The organism is Streptomyces sp. NPDC030143, from assembly GCF_055573695.1.
The window spans coordinates 216,528-233,231 of record NZ_JBVIAY010000005.1 but is presented as its reverse complement, the minus strand read 5'-3'; the positions used below and the strand labels follow the sequence as shown (position 1 = coordinate 233,231).

Annotated in this window: 16 protein-coding genes; 5 read left to right on the top strand and 11 right to left on the bottom strand. The window is 74.0% G+C overall.

Translation table 11 applies throughout. The features are described 5' to 3' along the window. Window positions 1-124: 124 nt before the first annotated feature. Window positions 125-1,522, bottom strand: a complete 1,398-nt coding sequence (locus ACZ4YY_RS11620) for a PepSY-associated TM helix domain-containing protein (protein WP_468287168.1) — start codon at window positions 1,520-1,522, stop codon at window positions 125-127. A gap of 128 nt (window positions 1,523-1,650) precedes the next feature. On the opposite strand from ACZ4YY_RS11620, the gene ACZ4YY_RS11615 reads away from it, so the two are divergent. Next, complete coding sequence (locus tag ACZ4YY_RS11615) at window positions 1,651-2,295, top strand: peptide deformylase (RefSeq protein WP_468287165.1); 645 nt, start codon at window positions 1,651-1,653, stop codon at window positions 2,293-2,295. A 6-nt stretch (window positions 2,296-2,301) separates the two neighbouring features. Here ACZ4YY_RS11615 and ACZ4YY_RS11610 read toward each other — a convergent pair whose 3' ends face one another. Then, window positions 2,302-3,720 carry a dihydrolipoyl dehydrogenase family protein gene (locus ACZ4YY_RS11610; RefSeq protein ID WP_468287162.1) on the bottom strand — a complete coding sequence of 473 codons (1,419 nt, stop codon included), beginning with the start codon at window positions 3,718-3,720 and terminating at the stop codon, window positions 2,302-2,304. A 143-nt stretch (window positions 3,721-3,863) separates the two neighbouring features. Between ACZ4YY_RS11610 and trxA the strand changes: the two genes are divergently transcribed. Then, the gene (trxA, locus tag ACZ4YY_RS11605; RefSeq protein ID WP_468287159.1) at window positions 3,864-4,244 is read left to right on the top strand and encodes a thioredoxin; all 381 of its coding nucleotides are present in this window, start codon (window positions 3,864-3,866) and stop codon (window positions 4,242-4,244) included. 57 nt (window positions 4,245-4,301) lie between these two features. On the opposite strand, the gene ACZ4YY_RS11600 is transcribed toward trxA, so the two are convergent. The 4 genes from ACZ4YY_RS11600 to ACZ4YY_RS11585 all read right to left on the bottom strand — a co-directional run bounded on the left by ACZ4YY_RS11600 (window position 4,302) and on the right by ACZ4YY_RS11585 (window position 7,731). Beyond that, complete coding sequence (locus tag ACZ4YY_RS11600) at window positions 4,302-5,738, bottom strand: aldehyde dehydrogenase family protein (RefSeq protein WP_468287709.1); 1,437 nt, start codon at window positions 5,736-5,738, stop codon at window positions 4,302-4,304. A 13-nt stretch (window positions 5,739-5,751) separates the two neighbouring features. Next, a complete protein-coding gene (locus ACZ4YY_RS11595; RefSeq protein WP_468287156.1) occupies window positions 5,752-5,877 on the bottom strand; it encodes a hypothetical protein in 126 nt (41 codons plus the stop codon). A 39-nt stretch (window positions 5,878-5,916) separates the two neighbouring features. Then, window positions 5,917-6,954: a LacI family DNA-binding transcriptional regulator gene (locus tag ACZ4YY_RS11590; protein ID WP_468287153.1), complete on the bottom strand. Its 1,038-nt coding sequence runs from the start codon at window positions 6,952-6,954 to the stop codon at window positions 5,917-5,919. A gap of 123 nt (window positions 6,955-7,077) precedes the next feature. Next, a complete protein-coding gene (locus ACZ4YY_RS11585; protein ID WP_468287150.1) occupies window positions 7,078-7,731 on the bottom strand; it encodes a TetR/AcrR family transcriptional regulator in 654 nt (217 codons plus the stop codon). A 118-nt stretch (window positions 7,732-7,849) separates the two neighbouring features. Between ACZ4YY_RS11585 and ACZ4YY_RS11580 the strand changes: the two genes are divergently transcribed. Continuing rightward, the gene (locus ACZ4YY_RS11580; protein WP_468287147.1) at window positions 7,850-8,413 is read left to right on the top strand and encodes an NAD(P)H-dependent oxidoreductase; all 564 of its coding nucleotides are present in this window, start codon (window positions 7,850-7,852) and stop codon (window positions 8,411-8,413) included. 67 nt (window positions 8,414-8,480) lie between these two features. Here the strand turns inward: ACZ4YY_RS11580 and ACZ4YY_RS11575 are convergent, their stop codons facing one another. From ACZ4YY_RS11575 to ACZ4YY_RS11560, 4 genes are all read right to left on the bottom strand, one after another. Next, entirely contained in the window at window positions 8,481-9,437 is a 957-nt protein-coding gene (locus ACZ4YY_RS11575; RefSeq protein ID WP_468287144.1) for a TerC family protein, read from the bottom strand. Window positions 9,438-9,693: 256 nt separating this feature from the next. Continuing rightward, on the bottom strand, window positions 9,694-11,040 hold the full coding sequence (locus ACZ4YY_RS11570) for a TerD family protein (protein WP_468287706.1): 1,347 nt from the start codon (window positions 11,038-11,040) through the stop codon (window positions 9,694-9,696). Between the two features lie 400 nt (window positions 11,041-11,440). Next, complete coding sequence (locus ACZ4YY_RS11565; RefSeq protein ID WP_468287141.1) at window positions 11,441-12,109, bottom strand: formylglycine-generating enzyme family protein; 669 nt, start codon at window positions 12,107-12,109, stop codon at window positions 11,441-11,443. Window positions 12,110-12,148: 39 nt separating this feature from the next. Next, window positions 12,149-13,537, bottom strand: a complete 1,389-nt coding sequence (locus tag ACZ4YY_RS11560) for a glycoside hydrolase family 43 protein (RefSeq protein WP_468287138.1) — start codon at window positions 13,535-13,537, stop codon at window positions 12,149-12,151. 246 nt (window positions 13,538-13,783) lie between these two features. On the opposite strand from ACZ4YY_RS11560, the gene ACZ4YY_RS11555 reads away from it, so the two are divergent. Together ACZ4YY_RS11555 and ACZ4YY_RS11550 are read left to right on the top strand one after the other, a co-directional pair. Further along, complete coding sequence (locus ACZ4YY_RS11555; protein WP_468287135.1) at window positions 13,784-15,205, top strand: amidase; 1,422 nt, start codon at window positions 13,784-13,786, stop codon at window positions 15,203-15,205. A gap of 115 nt (window positions 15,206-15,320) precedes the next feature. Next, entirely contained in the window at window positions 15,321-15,767 is a 447-nt protein-coding gene (locus ACZ4YY_RS11550; protein ID WP_468287132.1) for a type II toxin-antitoxin system PemK/MazF family toxin, read from the top strand. Here ACZ4YY_RS11550 and ACZ4YY_RS11545 read toward each other — a convergent pair. Next, window positions 15,752-16,678, bottom strand: coding sequence for a TIGR02452 family protein (locus tag ACZ4YY_RS11545; protein ID WP_468287129.1), 927 nt, complete (start codon window positions 16,676-16,678; stop codon window positions 15,752-15,754). The two genes, ACZ4YY_RS11550 and ACZ4YY_RS11545, sit on opposite strands and share 16 nt — an antisense overlap. Window positions 16,679-16,704 lie beyond the last annotated feature (26 nt).

Here is a 16,704-nt window from a genome sequence, read left to right as displayed (position 1 = left end):
CCCCAATGACACCATCCCCCCCCCCTCCTCCCCCCCCCGCCCTTCGTGCCCTCCCCCCCCCCCCCCCCACTACACCCCCAGCCCCCCCCACAAACCCCCCCCCCCCCCCGCCCCGTGTCGTGTGTCAGGCGGCGGTCCGCCGGCCGCGCCGGTGCGCGATCTCGCCCAGGACGACGTCCACGACGAGGAACGCGGCGAGCGGGAGGCCCAGCAGCGGCACGAAGTAGCCGAGGACGGCGACCACCGCCATCAGCGGCACCAGGACGTACGGCGGGACCTGCGCCCAGGCGCCGCGCGGGATCGGCCGGCCGAAGGCGGAACCGCGGCCTCGTTGCCACCACATGCGGTAGCCCCACAGGATCAGCAGGACCAGCGACAGCGCGAGCAGCATCAACAGGATCTGGTTGGCCACGCCGAACAGGACGCCGGTGTGCAGGTCGATGCCCCAGCGGGTCAGCTTGGCGAGCACCGGGTGGTCCGCGAACCGCAGCACGTCGGTGACCTCGCCGGTCGCCGGGTCGACGGCGACGGCGTCCTGCCGGGTGGGCCAGCTGCGCTGGACCTGCCGGACGACGTACGCCGACTCCGCGTCCGCGGGCGGCACGATCTCCACCGGGTCGCCGAGACCCTCGGCGCGCGCGGCGGCGAGGACCTTGTCGAGGCCGACGCCGTGGTCGCCGCCGCCGGCCGCACCGGGGGCCGTGTCGTGACCGGCGTGGTCGCCGCCGCCCGCCGCCGCCGAGATCGACGGGGTGGAGCCGCCGAGCGAGGTGCGCAACTCGTCGATGCTCGCGCCGGCGTACTGCGACCAGGTCAGGCCGGTCGCCGACAGGAAGAAGAACCCCGCCGCGGCCCACACGCCGACCGTGCCGTGCAGGCCGAGCGTGCGACGACGTCCGCCGGTACCGCGCACCGTGCGCAGGGCGCGCCGGCGGGAGAACCACAGCACGACACCGCCGCCCGCGATCACCCACAGCCAGCTCGCGGCGAACTCGCTGTAGAGCCGGCCGTTCTCGCCCAGGTGCAGGTCGCGGTGGAACTCGTCGATCCAGGTGCGCAGTGGCAGGGCCCCGGTCGCGCCGTACTGCTCCAGCGCGCCGCGCACCGTGCCGGTGTAGGGGTCGACGAACACGGCGAGGGAGCGGGCGGGGTCGACGCCCTCGACGCCGGACAGCAGGACGCGGGTCGTGGCGTCGTCGGTCGGGGAGGGCCGCACGGCCGCGACCGTGCCCTCCGGGTGTGCCTCGCGGGCGGCGGCCACCTGCGCGGACACCGGCAGCCGGGTGTCGCCGACCGGCACGGTCATCTCGTGCGCGTAGACGATCCTCTCGGCCTGGAACGCGCCCGCGTACAGGAAGCCGGTGACGGCGGCGACGAGCAGGAACGGGGCGACGAACACGCCGGCGTAGAAGTGCAGGCGCAGCACCAGGGGACGCAGCGGGGCCCACGGACCGCGGGACGTCGTCCCGGGCACCGCGGGATGCGGGGCCTCGTCCGCGGTGGGCGAGGGAGCGGTGGACATCGGCGGGCTTCTCCGGAGTGTCGGTGGGACGTTTCATCGTGACCCTCCAGTGGTCGGAGCGGGATCCCGACGAGTTCCCGCCCTTCCGAGTGACCTGTGTCACCCTCACCGCGTGGCATCCTGGCCCGATGGCCTCTCCCCCTTCGCGCGCCCCTCTTGCCGAGCGGATCGAGGAACTCCTCGCGCCCGGCGGCCCGTTGCCGATCGTCGCGGCGGGCGACCCGGTCCTGCGCGCCGGCACGGAGCGCTACGACGGCCGGCTCGACCCCGCTCTCCTGGCCCGGTTCGTCGAGGCGCTGCGGGTCACCATGCACGCGGCGCCCGGCGTGGGCCTGGCCGCCCCGCAGGTCGGGGTGGAACTGCGGATCGCGGTGATCGAGGACCCGGCGCCGGTGCCGGAGGAGGTGCGGGTGGCGCGCGGCCGGGTGCCGCAGCCGTTCCGCGTGCTGGTCAACCCGGCCTACGAACCCGTGGGTCCGGCCCGGGCCGCCTTCTTCGAGGGCTGCCTGAGCGTGCCGGGCTGGCAGGCCGTGGTGGCCCGCCACGCCGAGGTGCGGCTGACGGGCGAGGACGAGCACGGCCGCCCGCTCGACGAGGTGTTCGGCGGGTGGCCCGCCCGGATCGTCCAGCACGAGACGGACCACCTCGACGGCCTGCTCTACCTGGACCGGGCCGAACTGCGCTCGCTCTCCGCCAACCAGGCCGTGGCGGAGCGCTGGGCACAGCCGACGCCCCTCCGTGCGGCCCGGGAGCTGGGCTTCGACCTGCCGTGACCGGCTTCAGTCGTCGCGGAACGCCTCCAGCAGCCGCAGCCACACCTCGCTGATCGTCGGGTAGGACGGGACCGCGTGCCACAGGCGGGCGATCGGGACCCGGCCGGCGACGGCGACGGTCGCCGAGTGGACCAGCTCGCCCACGCCGGGGCCGACGAAGGTGACGCCGCGCAGGACCTCCTCCTCCAGGTCGACGACCATGCGGGCCCGGCCCCTGTAGCCGTCGGCGTACAGACCCGCTCCGGCCACGGAGGACAGGTCGACGTCGACGGCGCGGACCCGGTGGCCGGCCGCCTCCGCCTCGGCCAGGGAGAGGCCCACCGAGGCGGCCTCCGGGTCGGTGAAGACGACCTGGGGGACGGCGTGGTGGTCGGCGGTGGCGGCGTGGGCGCCCCACGGGCCGGACTCCAGGTCCGCCGTCCCCGACGCGCGGGCGGCGATGGCGGCGCCCGCGATCCGGGCCTGGTACTTGCCCTGGTGGGTGAGGAGGGCGCGGTGGTTGACGTCGCCGACGGCGTACAGCCACTCGCTGCCGGTCACCCGCAGGCTGTCGTCGACGGTGAGCCAGGAGCCGGGCTCCAGGCCCACGGTGTCCAGGCCGATGTCGTCGGTGCGCGGGGCGCGGCCGGTGGCGAAAAGGATCTCGTCGGCCTCGATGCGGTCGCCGGCGTCGGTGACGACCACGACCGTGCCGTCCTCCCGCGTCACCGACTCCACGGAGGTGCCGGTGCGCACGTCGGCACCGGCCTCGGTGAGCGCCTCGGCGACCAGTTCGCCGGCGAAGGGCTCCATGCGGTTCAGCAGGCCCTTGCCGCGCACGAGGAGGGTGACCCGCGCGCCGAGGGCCTGCCAGGCGGTGGCCATCTCGGTGGCGACGACTCCCCCGCCGACCACGACGAGCCGGTCCGGCACGGCCTGCGCGCTCGTCGCCTCCCGGCTCGTCCACGGCCGGACGGCGTCGAGACCGGGCAGGTCGGGCAGGACGGCCCGGCTGCCGGTACAGACCGCGACGGCGTGCCGGGCGGTGAGGACGGTGTCCCCCACCCGCACGGTGCGCGGGCCGGACAGGCGGCCCCGGCCGCGGTACAGGTCGGCCCCGATGCCCTCCAGCCAGCCGACCTGGCCGTCGTCCTTCCAGTGCGAGGTGTAGTAGTCGCGGTGTGCGAGGACCTCGGCGGCGTCGAGGGGCCCCTGCACGGCCTGGCGCAGACCGGGCAGGCGGCGGGCGTCGGCGCGGGCGATGACCGGGCGCAGCAGGGCTTTGCTGGGCATGCAGGCCCAGTACGAGCACTCGCCGCCGACCAGTTCGCTCTCCACGACCGCGGTGGTGAGCCCGGCCGCGCGGGTGCGGTCGGCGACGTTCTCCCCCACGGGCCCGGCCCCGAGCACCACGACGTCGTACGCGATGGTTTCCGTTTCCGTCATGGGGTCAGTCTGGTGGGTGGTGTGCGGGGTGGCCACACGGGTAGGGGCGCGGAATACGCGAGGGGCCGACCGTGTTGTGCGGGCGGCTTCATCCCATGTCAGGACGCCCCTGGCAGGAAGCAGCGGGAAGAGGGAATCACGCCATGAGCAGCACCGTGGAGCTCACCAAGGAGAACTTCGACCAGACGGTCACCGACAACGACTTCGTCCTGATCGACTTCTGGGCGTCCTGGTGCGGGCCGTGCCGTCAGTTCGCCCCGGTCTATGAGAAGGCCGCCGAGGAGAACCCGGACCTGGTGTTCGGGAAGGTGGACACCGAGGCGCAGCCGGAGCTGGCCGCCGCCTTCGGTATCCAGTCCATCCCCACCCTGATGATCGTCCGGGAGCGCGTCGCCGTGTTCGCGCAGCCCGGCGCCCTGCCCGAGGCCGCCCTGACGGACGTCATCGGGCAGGCCCGCAAGCTGGACATGGACGAGGTCCGCAAGTCCGTCGAGGAGCAGCGGTCCGCCGCCGACGGCCAGTGAGGTCCGGGAGCTGCTGAAGGGCCGCGGCCCTTCCGGCTGCGGCCGGAGAGGCCGCGGCTAGAAGGGGTAGGGCGCCACGTCGCCGCGCACCGTGGTCCAGCGCACGTCGGTGAAGGCCTCCAGGTTGGCCTCGCCGCCGAAGCGGGCGCCGGTGCCGGAGGCGGCGATGCCGCCGAAGGGGGCGACGGCCTCGTCGTTCACGGTCTGGTCGTTGATGTGCACGATGCCGGTCGGGACGCGCTCGGCGAGGTCCAGACCGCGGGCGGCGTCACGGGTGACGATGCCCAGGGAGAGGCCGTAGGAGCTCGCCGCGGCGAGGGCGGCGGCCTCGTCGGGCGTGCTGAAGGGGCGGACGGGGGCCACCGGGCCGAAGACCTCCTCCGCGTAGGCGGGGGTGTCGTCGGCGACGCCCGCGAGAACCGTGGGGCGGTAGAAGCGGCCCTCGTGGGTGCCGCCCGCGGCGAGCTTCGCTCCGGCCGCGGTACTGGCCTCCACCAGGGCGTGGACCTTGGCGAGCTGGCCGTCGTCGATGAGCGGGCCGAGGTGGACCTGCGCGCGGTGCGGGTCGCCGACGGCCAGGGAGTCCGCCTTCGCCGCCAACCGCTCGACGTACTCCTCGTAGAGGGAGGCGTGCACGAGGTGGCGGCCGGTGGTCATGCAGATCTGGCCCTGGTGGAAGAAGGAGCCCCAGGCCGCCGTGGAGATCACCGCGTCGAGGTCGGCGTCCTCCAGCACGATCAGCGCTGAGTTGCCGCCGAGTTCCAGGTGGGCGCGCTTGAGGTGGCGTCCGGCGGCCTCGCCGACCGCCCGGCCGGCCGCGGTGGAGCCGGTGAAGGAGATCACCGGCACGTGCGGGTCGGCGACCAGCGCCGCGCCGGTGTCGGGTCCGCCCGGCAGGACGTGCAGCAGGCCCTCGGGGAGCCCCGCCTCGGCGAAGACGGCGGCGAGGGAGAGCCCGCCGCACACCGCCGTCCGCGGGTCCGGCTTCAGCACGACCGCGTTGCCGAGCGCCAGAGCGGGCGCGACGGAGCGGATGGACAGGATCAGCGGGGCGTTGAACGGGGAGATCACGCCCACGACCCCCACGGGCACCCGCCGGGTGTAGGACAGCCGGGGCGCCTCGCTGGGCAGCACCTGGCCCGCCGGGCGGGAGGCGAGCGCGGCGGCCTCGTAGCACTCCTGGGCGGCGACGTGCAGCTCGAAGTCGGCCTTGCCGGGGATGGACCCGGACTCCCGCACCAGCCATCCGCGCAGTTCGCCGGCGTGCGCGGCGAACAGGTCGCCGGCCTTGCGCAGTACCCCGGCCCGCACGAAGTGCGGCAGGCGGGCCCACTCGGCCTGGGCGGCGCGGGCGGCCCCGGTGGCCGGGGCGACGTCCTCGGCGGTGGCGAGGACGACCGTGCCGAGCCGGTCGCCGGTGGCGGGCTCGATGACGGCGTGCTCGGGGCCCGTGAGGGCGCGGGGCTGCCAGGACGTGGGGTCGAGCAACGGCATGAGGGCTCTCCGATCAGTCACGCGCGGAACCCTGCGGGAGTCCCGCGTGCTGGGCCGCCGGGCCGGCGGCCGCGTGGCGGGACGCGGCGGTCCGGCGCAGCCGGGCGGGCTGCCCGACGGTGGTCGCCCGCGCCCCCATCTGGTTGAGCGTGCAACATCTTAGACCTGCCCAGCGGCCTCAGGTGGAGTCGCGCCGCACCGCCGTCGCCTCCAGCAACTCGTGCGCCTCGGGTGCCGCGCCGGGGGTGCGGACCGCCCGGTCGACGAGCCCGGCGAGGTCGGGGCCGGAGGGCAGCGCGATGCGGACGGTACTCAGGCGGGGGCGCAGCAGTCTGCCGAGCATCAGGTCGTCGGCGCCGATGACGGCCGTGTCCTCGGGGATGCGCACGCCCTCGTCCTGGAGCGCGCTCATCAGCAGCATGGCGTACTCGTCGTTGTAGGCGAAGACCGCGTCGAGGCCGAGGGTATGCCAGCGGGCGGCGAGGGCGGCCGCGGACTCCTCCGTGAAGGCGAGGGGCAGTTCGGTGACGGTGGCGTCGGTGTCGAGCAGTGCCTCGCGCACACCGGCGAGACGGGGCATGGAGAACATGTCCATGCCACGCTCCTCGGGGACGACGACGCCGATGCGGCGGCGGCCACGGGCGTACAGGTGCCCCGCGGCACTGCGGCCGACGCCGGCCTGGTCCATGAGCAGGGCGTGGGCACCCTCGACGGGTTCGGAGCTGAGGGTCACGACGGCGCGGGCCCCGGAACGCTTGAGGACGGCGACGCCCTGCGGGCCGAGGCCGGGGCCGGGCACCAGGACGGCGACGGGCCGCAGCTCGGCCCAGGCCCGGGCGGCGTCGTCCCCGCGCAGGCCGCTGGCGCCGTACTGGACGACGGTGTAGTCGAGGCGGCTGAGCGCGCCCTGGAAGTCGTGCACGAACTGGCTGTAGAGAGGTCCCGCGGGGACGGGCGGGGCGGGCATCAGGACCATGCGGCTGTGCCCGGCGCGCAGGCTGCGGGCAGCGGCGTGCGGCACGTACCCGAGGTCCTTCGCGGCCTGGCGGACCCGTTCGCGGGTGGGCTCGCTGATCCGTACGGCACTGGCGTTGTTCAGGACGTAGGAGACGGTCGCGCGCGAGACGCCGGCCAGGCGGGCCACGTCGGCGCTCGTGGGCACGGAGCGCGGCGCCGACGACGGTGTCGGCGCGGGCGTTTTCGGTATCTGCACCATGACGTACCGCATCTTGGCAGAAGCGCGGACGGCGATTTTGACCGGGGGTAACCCCCAATTGGTCAATGATTTAACGAAGTTGGCCGCGCAGGTCGCGGACCTGCCGCTCGGGTTCGCGGGCGGTCAGCCGCCCGTCATGCGGTCCACCAGGTCGTTCCAGCCCGCCTCCAGCCGCTCGATCGGCATCCCGGACTGACGGGTCAGATGGTGGATCAGCACGGGACTGAGGTAGCCCATCAGCGTGTGGGCGAGCAGGTCCGCGTCCGCGTCCGGCGCGGCCTGGCGCAGCAGCATCGCCACATGGCCGTGGAGCACCCGGCGGGCCGGTGCGAGGAAGCGGCGGTCCGCTGCCGGCTCGGCCGCCAGTTGCAGCTCGAGTTCGTCCGCGGCGCGCCGCAGCAGGGCGACGCCGAACGCCCGCAGCCGCTCGACGGGCGGCGCGCCGGGGCCCAGCGGCGGCGGGCCGCCGAGGAAGGCGGCCTGGAAGGTGCGCTCCGAGTGGTCCAGCAGCGCCATCAGCAGCCCGGTGCGATCGCCGAAGCGACGGAAGACGGTCCCCTTGCCGACCTTGGCCTCGGCGGCCACCGCCTCCATGGTGACCGCCGCGGCACCGTGCTCGGCGACCAGGCGGGCGGCGGCGCACAGCAGCCGGGCCCGGTTGCGGGCCGCGTCGGCGCGCAGACAGGGCTCGTCCTCGGCGGTCGCCCCGAGTTGCAGCAGTTCGGGTTCGCCGACGGTCTCCTCGGAACTCGGGAAGGGCGGCAGAGCGGCGGGCATGAACACAGCGTAAAGCACCGGGAATGAAACTGGACCCCGGTCCGGTTAGGGTGATACAACCTTAAACGGACCCCGGTCCGGATCATCCACGGCACTGTTTCAGTCTCTGGGAGTACCCATGTCTGTTCGTATCCTCGCGCTCGTCGGCAGCCTCCGCGCCGGCTCGACCAACCGCCAGCTCGCCGAGGCCGCCGTCAAGGTCGCTCCGGAGGGTGCCGAGGTCGACCTCTTCGAGGGCCTGGCCGAGGTCCCGTTCTACAACGAGGACATCGACGTCGAGGGCAGCGTGCCGGCCGCCGCCGCCAGGCTGCGCGAGGCCGCCCAGGCCGCCGACGCCTTCCTGCTCTTCTCCCCCGAGTACAACGGCACCATCCCGGCCGTGCTGAAGAACGCCATCGACTGGCTGTCCCGCCCGTACGGCGCCGGCGCCTTCGGCGGCAAGCCGGTCGCCGTGGTCGGCACCGCCTTCGGCCAGTACGGCGGCGTGTGGGCCCAGGACGAGGCCCGCAAGGCCGTGGGCATCGCCGGCGGCCGGGTGATCGAGGACCTCAAGCTCTCCATCCCGGGCTCCCTGACCCGCTTCGCCGAGACCCACCCGGTGGACGACGCCGAGGTCGCCGCCCAGCTGACCGAGGTCGTGGCCCGGCTGCACGGCCACGCGGGCGAGGTCGCGGCCGCCTGAGCCGGACGGTCGTGGACGGCAAGGGGTCCGGTGTTCCTCCGGGCCCCTTTTCGCCGTCGCGGACCGGTCAGGTGGCGACCTCCTCCTGCCGTCGGGCGGCCCGCAGGCTGGTGACGGTCGTGACGGCGAGGACCAGCACGATGAAGGAGAGCGAGAAGGGGATGCCGATCTCGGGGACGTGCACCCCCGACTCGTGCAGCGCGTGCAGCAGCAGCTTGACGCCGATGAAGCCGAGGATGATCGACAGCCCGTAGCTGAGGTGGACCAGCTTCCTGAGCAGGCCGCCGATGAGGAAGTACAGCTGGCGCAGTCCCATCAGGGCGAACGCGTTGGCGGTGAACACGATGTACGGATCGTCGGTCAGACCGTAGATCGCGGGGATGGAGTCCAGGGCGAACAGGACGTCCGTGGAGCCGATCGCGAGCATCACCACCAGCATCGGCGTCATCACCCGCTTGCCGTTCTGCTCGATCCACAGCCTGGTGCCGTGGTAGCGGTCGGCCACGCCGAAGCGGCGCTCGGCGGCCTTGAGCAGCTTGTTCTCCTCGTACTCCTCGTCGTGGCCGCCCCTGCGGGCGTCCTGGATCAGCTTCCAGGCGGTCCAGATCAGGAACGCGCCGAAGAGGTAGAACACCCACGAGAACGTGGAGATGATCGCCGCGCCGAGCGCGATGAACACCGCGCGCAGCACCAGCGCCATCAGGACGCCGACCATCAGCACCCGCTGCTGGTACTGCGAGGGCACCGCGAACCTGCTCATGATGAGGACGAAGACGAAGAGGTTGTCGACGCTCAGCGACTTCTCGGTGATGTACCCGGCGAAGAACTCGCCCGTCGGCCCCCCGCCCCCGAAGACGTACAGGCCGGCTCCGAACGCGCAGGCCAGGACGATCCACACCGCGGTCCAGGTGCCGGCCTCCCGCACCGACACGTCGTGTGGTCTGCGACCGATGAGGAAGTCGACGGCGACCAGCGCACACAGGGCGGCCACGGTCACCAGCCAGACGGGGAGGGAGACGTTCACGGGTGGTACTCCTGGTGCCGGTGGAAACTGTGGGGTCTCGGCATCGTTGTCGACACCCGGGGCCGCTTCCACCTCCGCCGGGTGAACAGAGGGTCATGAAACAGCAAGGAGCCGAGGTGGCGGGCGGCTGCCGCCGGGCGGCGGACGGCTGTCACCGGACGGCGGGCGGCTGTCACCGGACGGCGGTGGTCCGCCGGACGGCACCGCCGGGCGGGGGGGGCGCCCCCTGGGCACCTCCCGCACCACCCGGCAGGGCTCAGCGGCGTTTGAACTCGATCGGGCCCGCGTTCATCTCGATCGTCCCGTCCGCGTGGAGCACCGGGCGGCGTTCGGTCATGCGGGCGCTGTATGCCTCGATGTGGTGGACGGCCGCGCCGTCGGCGGAGGTGAAGTCGACGAGGGCGATCGCCACCCAGTAGCGGGTCTTGGTGTTCTCGTAGAGCGGCACGGTCACGACGGAGCCGCGTCCGTCGTCGACGACCACCTTCGCACCGAAGCTGCGGAAGGAGCCGAAGCCGTTGCTGACCGCCGAGTACGCGCACAGCAGGACGTACCCCTGCTCGTCGGGCCGGACGATCTTCACCGCCTCGCGGCCGGGGACGCGGGAGTCGCCGTCGAGACGGATGTGGGGGCGGTCGGTGAGCGAGCCCAGGTGCTTGTAGTAGACGACATCGGCCTTCTTGCCCGTCTTCGCCGTCGCCGGCGCCCCGGCCGGCGCCGCGCCCCCGCGCACCGGCTCGCCCTGGACGACGTGGCCGGACTTGACGAGGGTGCCGGGCGCCCTGGGCCCGCGGACCGCCTTGGTGGCGGGGACGAACAGGGCGTACAGGTCGAGGTCGGCGCCCTGCCGGCGGCGCCGGTCGCTGCCGCCGTCCCACTCCAGGGCCACGGTGACCGTCAGCTCACGGTCGCCCTTGTCCATGCTGATGGACACCTGGCTGCCCTTGTCGAGGCTGATCCGGCCGAGCGGCGGCTTGACCGGGCCCGGCGGGGGCGACGCGGGGGCGGCGGCGGGCACGGGCGGTGCGGCCGGGGCCGCGGGTGCCTCCGCGGGCGGCGCTCCCGCGGTCTCGTCGGCCTCGTCGGCCTCGGCGACCTCGATGCCGAAGTCCCTGGCGAGCCCGGCCAGCCCGTCGGCGTAGCCCTGGCCGATCGCGCGCAGCTTCCACGCGTCGCCACGGCGGTAGAGCTCGGTGAGCAGGACCGCGCGTTCACCGTCGGTCAGGGCCGGCGGCCGGAAGAGAACCGTTTCCGTGCCGGGCTGGGCCGCGCTCACCCGGACGTTCCCGACCGTGCGGAAGGTGCGTGTGACGTCGTCGGGGTCGCAGCTCGCGACGAGCACGACCCGGTCCACCTGCGCGGGTAGCGCGGCCGGGTCCACCTCGATGCGCTCGGGGCCGTCGGCGTCGGCGGCCAGGTGGCGCACGGCGCCCGACTCGGCGGAGGGCTGGTTGTAGAAGACCAGGTCGTCGTCGGACCTGACCTTGCCGTCGGCCGTCACCAGCAGGGCGCTGAGGTCGACGGTGTCGCCCTCCGCGTACAGCTCGACCGTGACGGGCCCCGCCCCGATCGCGATGTTCCCGCCCTTGCCCAGCTCCGGCATGTCTCCCACCCCCGTGCGCTCCCGGCCGTCGGTTTCCCGCCACTGTGTCACACCGGGTGCGGGTCCCGCCGCGGCTCCCGACGTCCGACGCGGCTCTCCTCGAGGCTCCGCCCGTGGCGCGTCAGGGCCGTCGGAACAGCCGGCCGGGCGCCTGACCGCGCTGATCCGGACGTCGGCTCCGCCGTGTGGTCGCCTGCCTCGACCGGCCGCCGAGGCGCGGGCCGGCTGGGGGCGCCGGTGCGCGGGCCGCGGTGATCGCCGGGGTGCCCGCGCGGCTGGTCGACGCCGAGCGCGGGTGCGGGTCCGGGTGGAGGCCGACGGCATCCGCCGCGACGGATCCCGCGAGCGCGGGTGTGGTGACCCGCCCCCGGGCCCGCCGCAGGTCACACCGCGCGAGTGCTCAGCCGCCGGTCGAGCGCGCGAGGCGGAACCCGACGTCGTCCACCCGGAAGGCGGGGTGACTGCGCCGGCGTACCGAGGCGCGGCAGCTCCAGTGCTCGTCGAACCAGCCGCCGCCGCGCAGCACCCGGTAGGTGCCGTAGACCTCGGGGTCGTAGAGGTCCCAGCACCACTCCCAGACGTTGCCGAGCATGTCGTGGAGGCCCCAGGCGTTGGGCTGCTTGCCGCCCACCTCGTGGAGGCGCTCACCCGAGTTGCCCCGGTGCCAGGCGATGTCGTCGAGGGGGCCGTGGCGCGGCCCGGTGGTGCCGGCCCGGCAGGCGTGCTCCCACTCGGCCTCGGTGGGCAGCCGGTAGCCGTCGGCCGACGCGTCCGGGTCGACGGCCCGGTCGTCGCCGTCGAGGACGTAGGCGGGTGTGAGCCCCTCCCGGAGGGACAGCGCGTTGCAGAAGCGCACCGCGTCCCACCAGGAGACGCTCTCGGCCGGCAGCAGGCCGCCCGCGGCCGGCCCCGCGCCGGTCACCCGCCCGAACAGCTCACGGGTGACCGGGTGCCGCCCGATCCGGTAGGGCGCGAGCTCCACCTCCCAGCTGCGGCGCGTGCGCCGGTCCGACAGCCTGACCCGCCCCGCCGCCACGTCGACCATCCCGTGCCCCACCCCTGCGTCCATCCGGGAATGATCCCACCCGCCGGCGGGCCGGCCGAAACGTCAGGCCCAGGCCGTCACCGGTACGAACGAGCTGTCCTGCCGGAACAGATCGGTCCCGTCCGCCTGCTCCACCCGCAGTTGGTAGTCGTAGTGGCGCAGGTAGTAGCCGGGGTAGTTGTACGACTCGAAGCGCACCGAGCCGCTCGCCGTCCCCGTCCGGGCGACGAAGGTGGCGTCCTTGGCGAACGTCGACGTGCCGTCGTTGGGGTCGAAGCGGGCGCGGAAGGCGTAGTGGCGCAGGTAGTTGCCGGCCGCGTCGCGGAAGGAGTAGCCGTTCGCGTCCGCGAGACCCGGCACCACGGTGAAGGTGGACGCCCGCTTCTCGGCGGTCGTGCCGGAGGCCGTCACCACCGGCAGGTTGAGCAGCGCGGACTGCTCCTGCCAGTAGCGGGTGCTGTAGTTGGCCGAGCGCAGCGAGCGGGTGACGTTCTTCGCGAGGCTCACCCCGCCGGTGACCGTCTCCTTGATCACGGTGAAGTGCCGGGCGGTGCCCGACACTGCCGGCAGGGCCTTGGGCGTGCTCCAGGTGGCGAAGGTGTCGTAGCTGTCGCTGTAGTAGTAGTTGCCGTCTCCGTAGCCGTCGAAGAAGAGCCGCCATGCGCCGTTGTCGAGCGCGACGAGGGCGGGACCCTCGCGGTAGCTGCCCCAGCCGGCCCAGTCGCCGGTCCGGGAGATGGTGTAGGGACCGGCGAGGTTCGAGGCGGTGGCGTACTCGATGTACTTGGTCGTCTCGTTCTTGGTGAAGGCGTGATAGGTGGAGCCGAGCTTCACGATGAAGGTGTCGATGTGGTTCTTGCCTATGCCGGCCAGGGCGACCGGTGAACTCCAGGCGGTGAGGTCCGCGTTGGTGGCCTTCAGCAGGTAGGGGGTGAAGATCCACTGGTCGTCGGTGGTCGAGCAGGAGACGATGATGTTGACGCTGCCGTCGCTGTCGACGAAGAACTCCGGTGCCCAGGCGCGGGAGAGATTGGCGATCGGGACCGTGTAGTCGTACAGGAACGTCCAGTTGACCCGGTCGGAGCTGCGGGCGAAACCGATGGTGGTGCTGACGTCCTGCCAGGTGTGGGTGGTGTAGGTGATGTAGTAGAAGCCGTTGGTGTGTCTGAAGATGCTCGCGTCGCGGATGCGGCCGGCGGGCGGGGTGTAGGCGGACGACTTCAGGAGCCGGAAGTCGGTGGCGTCGTCCGACTGGTAGACGTTGACGGTGCCGTCGTTGCTGTTGAGGAACGGCACGATCGTGTAGCGGGTGGCCGAGCCACCGGGCGGGGCCGCGGCGGACGCCGTGCCGAGCAGGCCGGGGACCTCGCCGAGCACGAGCGCCGAGGCGGGCAGGACCGCCATCGCGCGCAGCAGGGTGCGACGGGACGGGGTGGGGGGACGTGTGGTCATGGTGCGGCTCTCCCTACGGCTCAGGGACCCCGACGACTCAGGGTTCGACATGCCGAACAGAGTCCGGAAAGTCGATCAGAAGGTAGGGGTGAGGCTCCGGGACGTCAATGCTTTGCGCAGGGAACGGGGGGACCTGTGGGACTGCTGTGGCCTGCGGGGGACCGGCAACCGGCGCAACGGCGTTCCATCGAGGGCCCGTCAGAGGTTACCGTTCGGTAGACCACGTGCTTCCGGAGGTGTCCCGCCATGACGCTCGACCGTTCCGCCGGACTGACGGACACCGCCCGTGCGCTCGCCGCCGGGGAGGTGTCGTCCCGCGAGCTGGTCGAGCGGACCCTGGCACGGATCGAGGCGACCCAGGACACCCTCAACGCGTTCCGCATCGTCCGCGCACAGGCCGCCCTCGCCGAAGCGGAGGCGGCCGACCGGCGGTTGGCCGCCGGCGTGCGCACCCCCCTGCTCGGCGTGCCCGTCGCCGTCAAGGACGACATGGACGTGGCGGGTGAGCCGACCGCCTTCGGCTGCCAGGGGACCCACCCGCCGGTCGCCGAGGACGGAGAGGCGGTACGGCGGCTGCGCGCGGCCGGTGCGGTGATCGTCGGCAAGACCAACACCTGCGAGCTGGGACAGTGGCCGTTCACCGAGGGCCCCGCCTTCGGCGCCACCCGCAACCCGTGGAACACCGAACACACCCCGGGCGGCTCCTCCGGCGGCTCCGCGGCCGCGGTGGCGGCGGGCCTGGTGCCGGCCGCGCTCGGCTCGGACGGGGCCGGTTCGGTCCGCATCCCCGCCTCCTGGACCCATCTGGTCGGCGTCAAACCGCAGCGCGGGCGGGTCTCCACCTGGCCGCGCGGCGAGAGCTTCCAGGGCATCACGGTCAACGGCACCCTGGGCCGGACCGTGGCCGACGCCGCCCTGCTGCTCGACGCGGCCTGCGGCAACCACGCCCGCGACCCGCACCGCCCGCCCGCCGTCGACGCCTCGGCGGCCGTCGGACGCGACCCCGGACGGCTGCGCGTGGCGCTGGCGCTGAAGCCGCCGTTCACCGCCGTGCCCGCCCGGCTGCGGCCCGAGGTGCGCACCCGCGTCGTCGAACTCGCCGAGACCCTCGCCCGGTTGGGACACACCGTCGAGGAGGCCGACCCGCCCTACGGGCAGATCGGGCTGACCTTCGTGCCCCGGGCCACGGTGGGGATCGCCGAGTGGGTCGCCGAGGCGCCCTTCCCCGCGCTGCTCGACCGGCGCACCCACGACGCCGCCCGGCTCGGCCGGCTGCTCGGCGGCGCGCCGCTGCGGGCGGCCCGGCGCGCGGAGGCGGCACTGCACCGCCGTATCGGCGCCTTCTTCGAGCGGTACGACGTGATCCTCGCGCCGACGACGGCCGCGCCGCCGCCGCGGATCGGGGCCATGGCGCAGCTGGGCGGGTTCGCCACCGACCGGGCCATGATCGCCGCCTGTCCCTACGCTTGGCCGTGGAACGTGCTGGGCTGGCCCGGCGTGAACGTACCCGCCGGGTTCACTCCGGGCGGGCTCCCGGTCGGGGCGCAGTTCCTCGGCCCGGCGAACAGCGAACCCCTGCTGCTGTCGCTCGCGGCGCAGGCGGAGGCCGAACTGCGCTGGTACGAGGCGTGGCCCGAGCCGCTCGTCACGGATTCCCCGGTCGCCTGAACGCCCGAGAGTCCTCGTAGCGGAGCTACCACGGCTCTCCGGCAACGCGGCGAGGTGCGGCGCCGGGCCGCGCGGTCCGGGCGGGCACAGTGCAAGGACGCCTTAGGGTGCCCCCGTGACCGCGTTTACCGAAGAGAACGTCCCCGGCCGCTTCGGCGCCTCCGCCACCACCGAGGCCGACCCCCGTGGAGTCGGCCGGGTGCGCACGGAGTACTCCCCCGCCCACGACGGCGACCCGGACCCCGGCGAGGTCGTCTGGACGTGGGTGCCCTTCGAGGAGAACGACGGGCGGGGCAAGGACCGTCCGGTGCTGGTCGTCGCCCGTGAGGCGGCGGGGACCTTCCTCGCCGTGCAGTTGTCCAGCAAGCGGCACGACGGCGACCGCGAGTGGGTGCCGATCGGCAGCGGGCCGTGGGACCGGTCGGGGCGGGAGTCGTGGGTGGACGTCGACCGCGTCCTGCGCCTGCACGAGCAGGGCATGCGCCGGGAGGCGTGCGCGCTGGACCGGATGCGGTTCAACCTGGTGGTCCACCGGCTGCGGGAACGCTACGGCTGGAGCTGACGAGGGGCGCCCGCGGGGCCGGGAGCTGCCGGGGAGGCCTCGCCACGGCCCGGGAACGCCCGCTCGAACGCCCCGCGCACCCGGCTGTCCGGTGTCCGGTCCAGCACCCCGAACACCACATGCTCGAACCTGTGCGCGAACCGTCCGCCGGGGCCCAGCAGCGCCCGGAACGCCCCGGCCACCTGCGCGGGGTCGTTGCGGAAGACGCCGCAGCCCCAGGCGCCGAGCACCAGCCGCCGGTAGCCGTGCGCGGCGGCGGTCTCCAGGACCCGTTCGGCGCGGCCGGCCAGGGCGCGCGGCAGTTCGGACGCGCGCTCGGGGGCCGTCCGCAGCACCACGCCCGCGTTCGGAGCGGCGGCGGTGAGGAAACCGGCCGCGTAGGGCCTGTCCAGCAGCCGGCCCCGGTCGTCGCGGAAGACGGGTACGGCCGGGGAGTGGATGACGCGGTCCGAGTAGAACGGGTCGCGGTGGGAGCGGTGGTGGTCGTAGAAGTCCCGGGCCTGAAGCAGGCACGTGTGCAGCGCGGAGGCGCGGCACAGGGCCTCCTCCTGGGCCTGGGCGCCGTTGAGGTATCCGCCGCCCGGGTTCCTGGCGGAGGCGAAGTTGAGCACGGCCACCGGCGCGTGGGCGAGGCGGCGGGCTGCCTCCAGGCTGCTCTCGCCGGTGACCTCGACGGACGTCCGGCCGCCGGCGGACTCCGGCTCGGGCACGGCCACCGGCTCGGGCCCGACCGTGCGGGTGCCCTCCCGGGCCGCCCGGACGGCCGCCGCCAGCGACACGTCAGCGCCGCCCGGTGCGCGGTACCCGCCCGCCGACACGATCTCCTCGGTCTGCCGCGCGATGCCGCGCAGCCGCGGGGGGGGGGGGGGGGCGCCACGGGGGGGGGGGGGGGGGGGGGGGGGGGGGGTCATGGTGTTATTACGGGCGCAAGGGGGGA

Excerpts from the sequence above, each read along its gene's own strand:
- ACZ4YY_RS11585 (WP_468287150.1), bottom strand. The coding sequence starts at position 7,731 with ATGCCCGCCGCTCTGCCGCCCTTCCCGAGTTCCGAGGAGACCGTCGGC.
- ACZ4YY_RS11580 (WP_468287147.1), top strand. The coding sequence starts at position 7,850 with ATGTCTGTTCGTATCCTCGCGCTCGTCGGCAGCCTCCGCGCCGGCTCG.
- ACZ4YY_RS11545 (WP_468287129.1), bottom strand. The coding sequence starts at position 16,678 with ATGACCCCCCCCCCCCCCCCCCCCCCCCCCCCCCGTGGCGCCCCCCCC.
- ACZ4YY_RS11565 (WP_468287141.1), bottom strand. The coding sequence starts at position 12,109 with ATGGACGCAGGGGTGGGGCACGGGATGGTCGACGTGGCGGCGGGGCGG.
- ACZ4YY_RS11555 (WP_468287135.1), top strand. The coding sequence starts at position 13,784 with ATGACGCTCGACCGTTCCGCCGGACTGACGGACACCGCCCGTGCGCTC.
- ACZ4YY_RS11590 (WP_468287153.1), bottom strand. The coding sequence starts at position 6,954 with ATGGTGCAGATACCGAAAACGCCCGCGCCGACACCGTCGTCGGCGCCG.
- ACZ4YY_RS11610 (WP_468287162.1), bottom strand. The coding sequence starts at position 3,720 with ATGACGGAAACGGAAACCATCGCGTACGACGTCGTGGTGCTCGGGGCC.
- ACZ4YY_RS11570 (WP_468287706.1), bottom strand. The coding sequence starts at position 11,040 with ATGCCGGAGCTGGGCAAGGGCGGGAACATCGCGATCGGGGCGGGGCCC.
- ACZ4YY_RS11620 (WP_468287168.1), bottom strand. The coding sequence starts at position 1,522 with ATGTCCACCGCTCCCTCGCCCACCGCGGACGAGGCCCCGCATCCCGCG.
- ACZ4YY_RS11595 (WP_468287156.1), bottom strand. The coding sequence starts at position 5,877 with ATGGGGGCGCGGGCGACCACCGTCGGGCAGCCCGCCCGGCTGCGCCGG.
- ACZ4YY_RS11600 (WP_468287709.1), bottom strand. The coding sequence starts at position 5,738 with ATGCCGTTGCTCGACCCCACGTCCTGGCAGCCCCGCGCCCTCACGGGC.
- ACZ4YY_RS11560 (WP_468287138.1), bottom strand. The coding sequence starts at position 13,537 with ATGACCACACGTCCCCCCACCCCGTCCCGTCGCACCCTGCTGCGCGCG.
- trxA (WP_468287159.1), top strand. The coding sequence starts at position 3,864 with ATGAGCAGCACCGTGGAGCTCACCAAGGAGAACTTCGACCAGACGGTC.
- ACZ4YY_RS11615 (WP_468287165.1), top strand. The coding sequence starts at position 1,651 with ATGGCCTCTCCCCCTTCGCGCGCCCCTCTTGCCGAGCGGATCGAGGAA.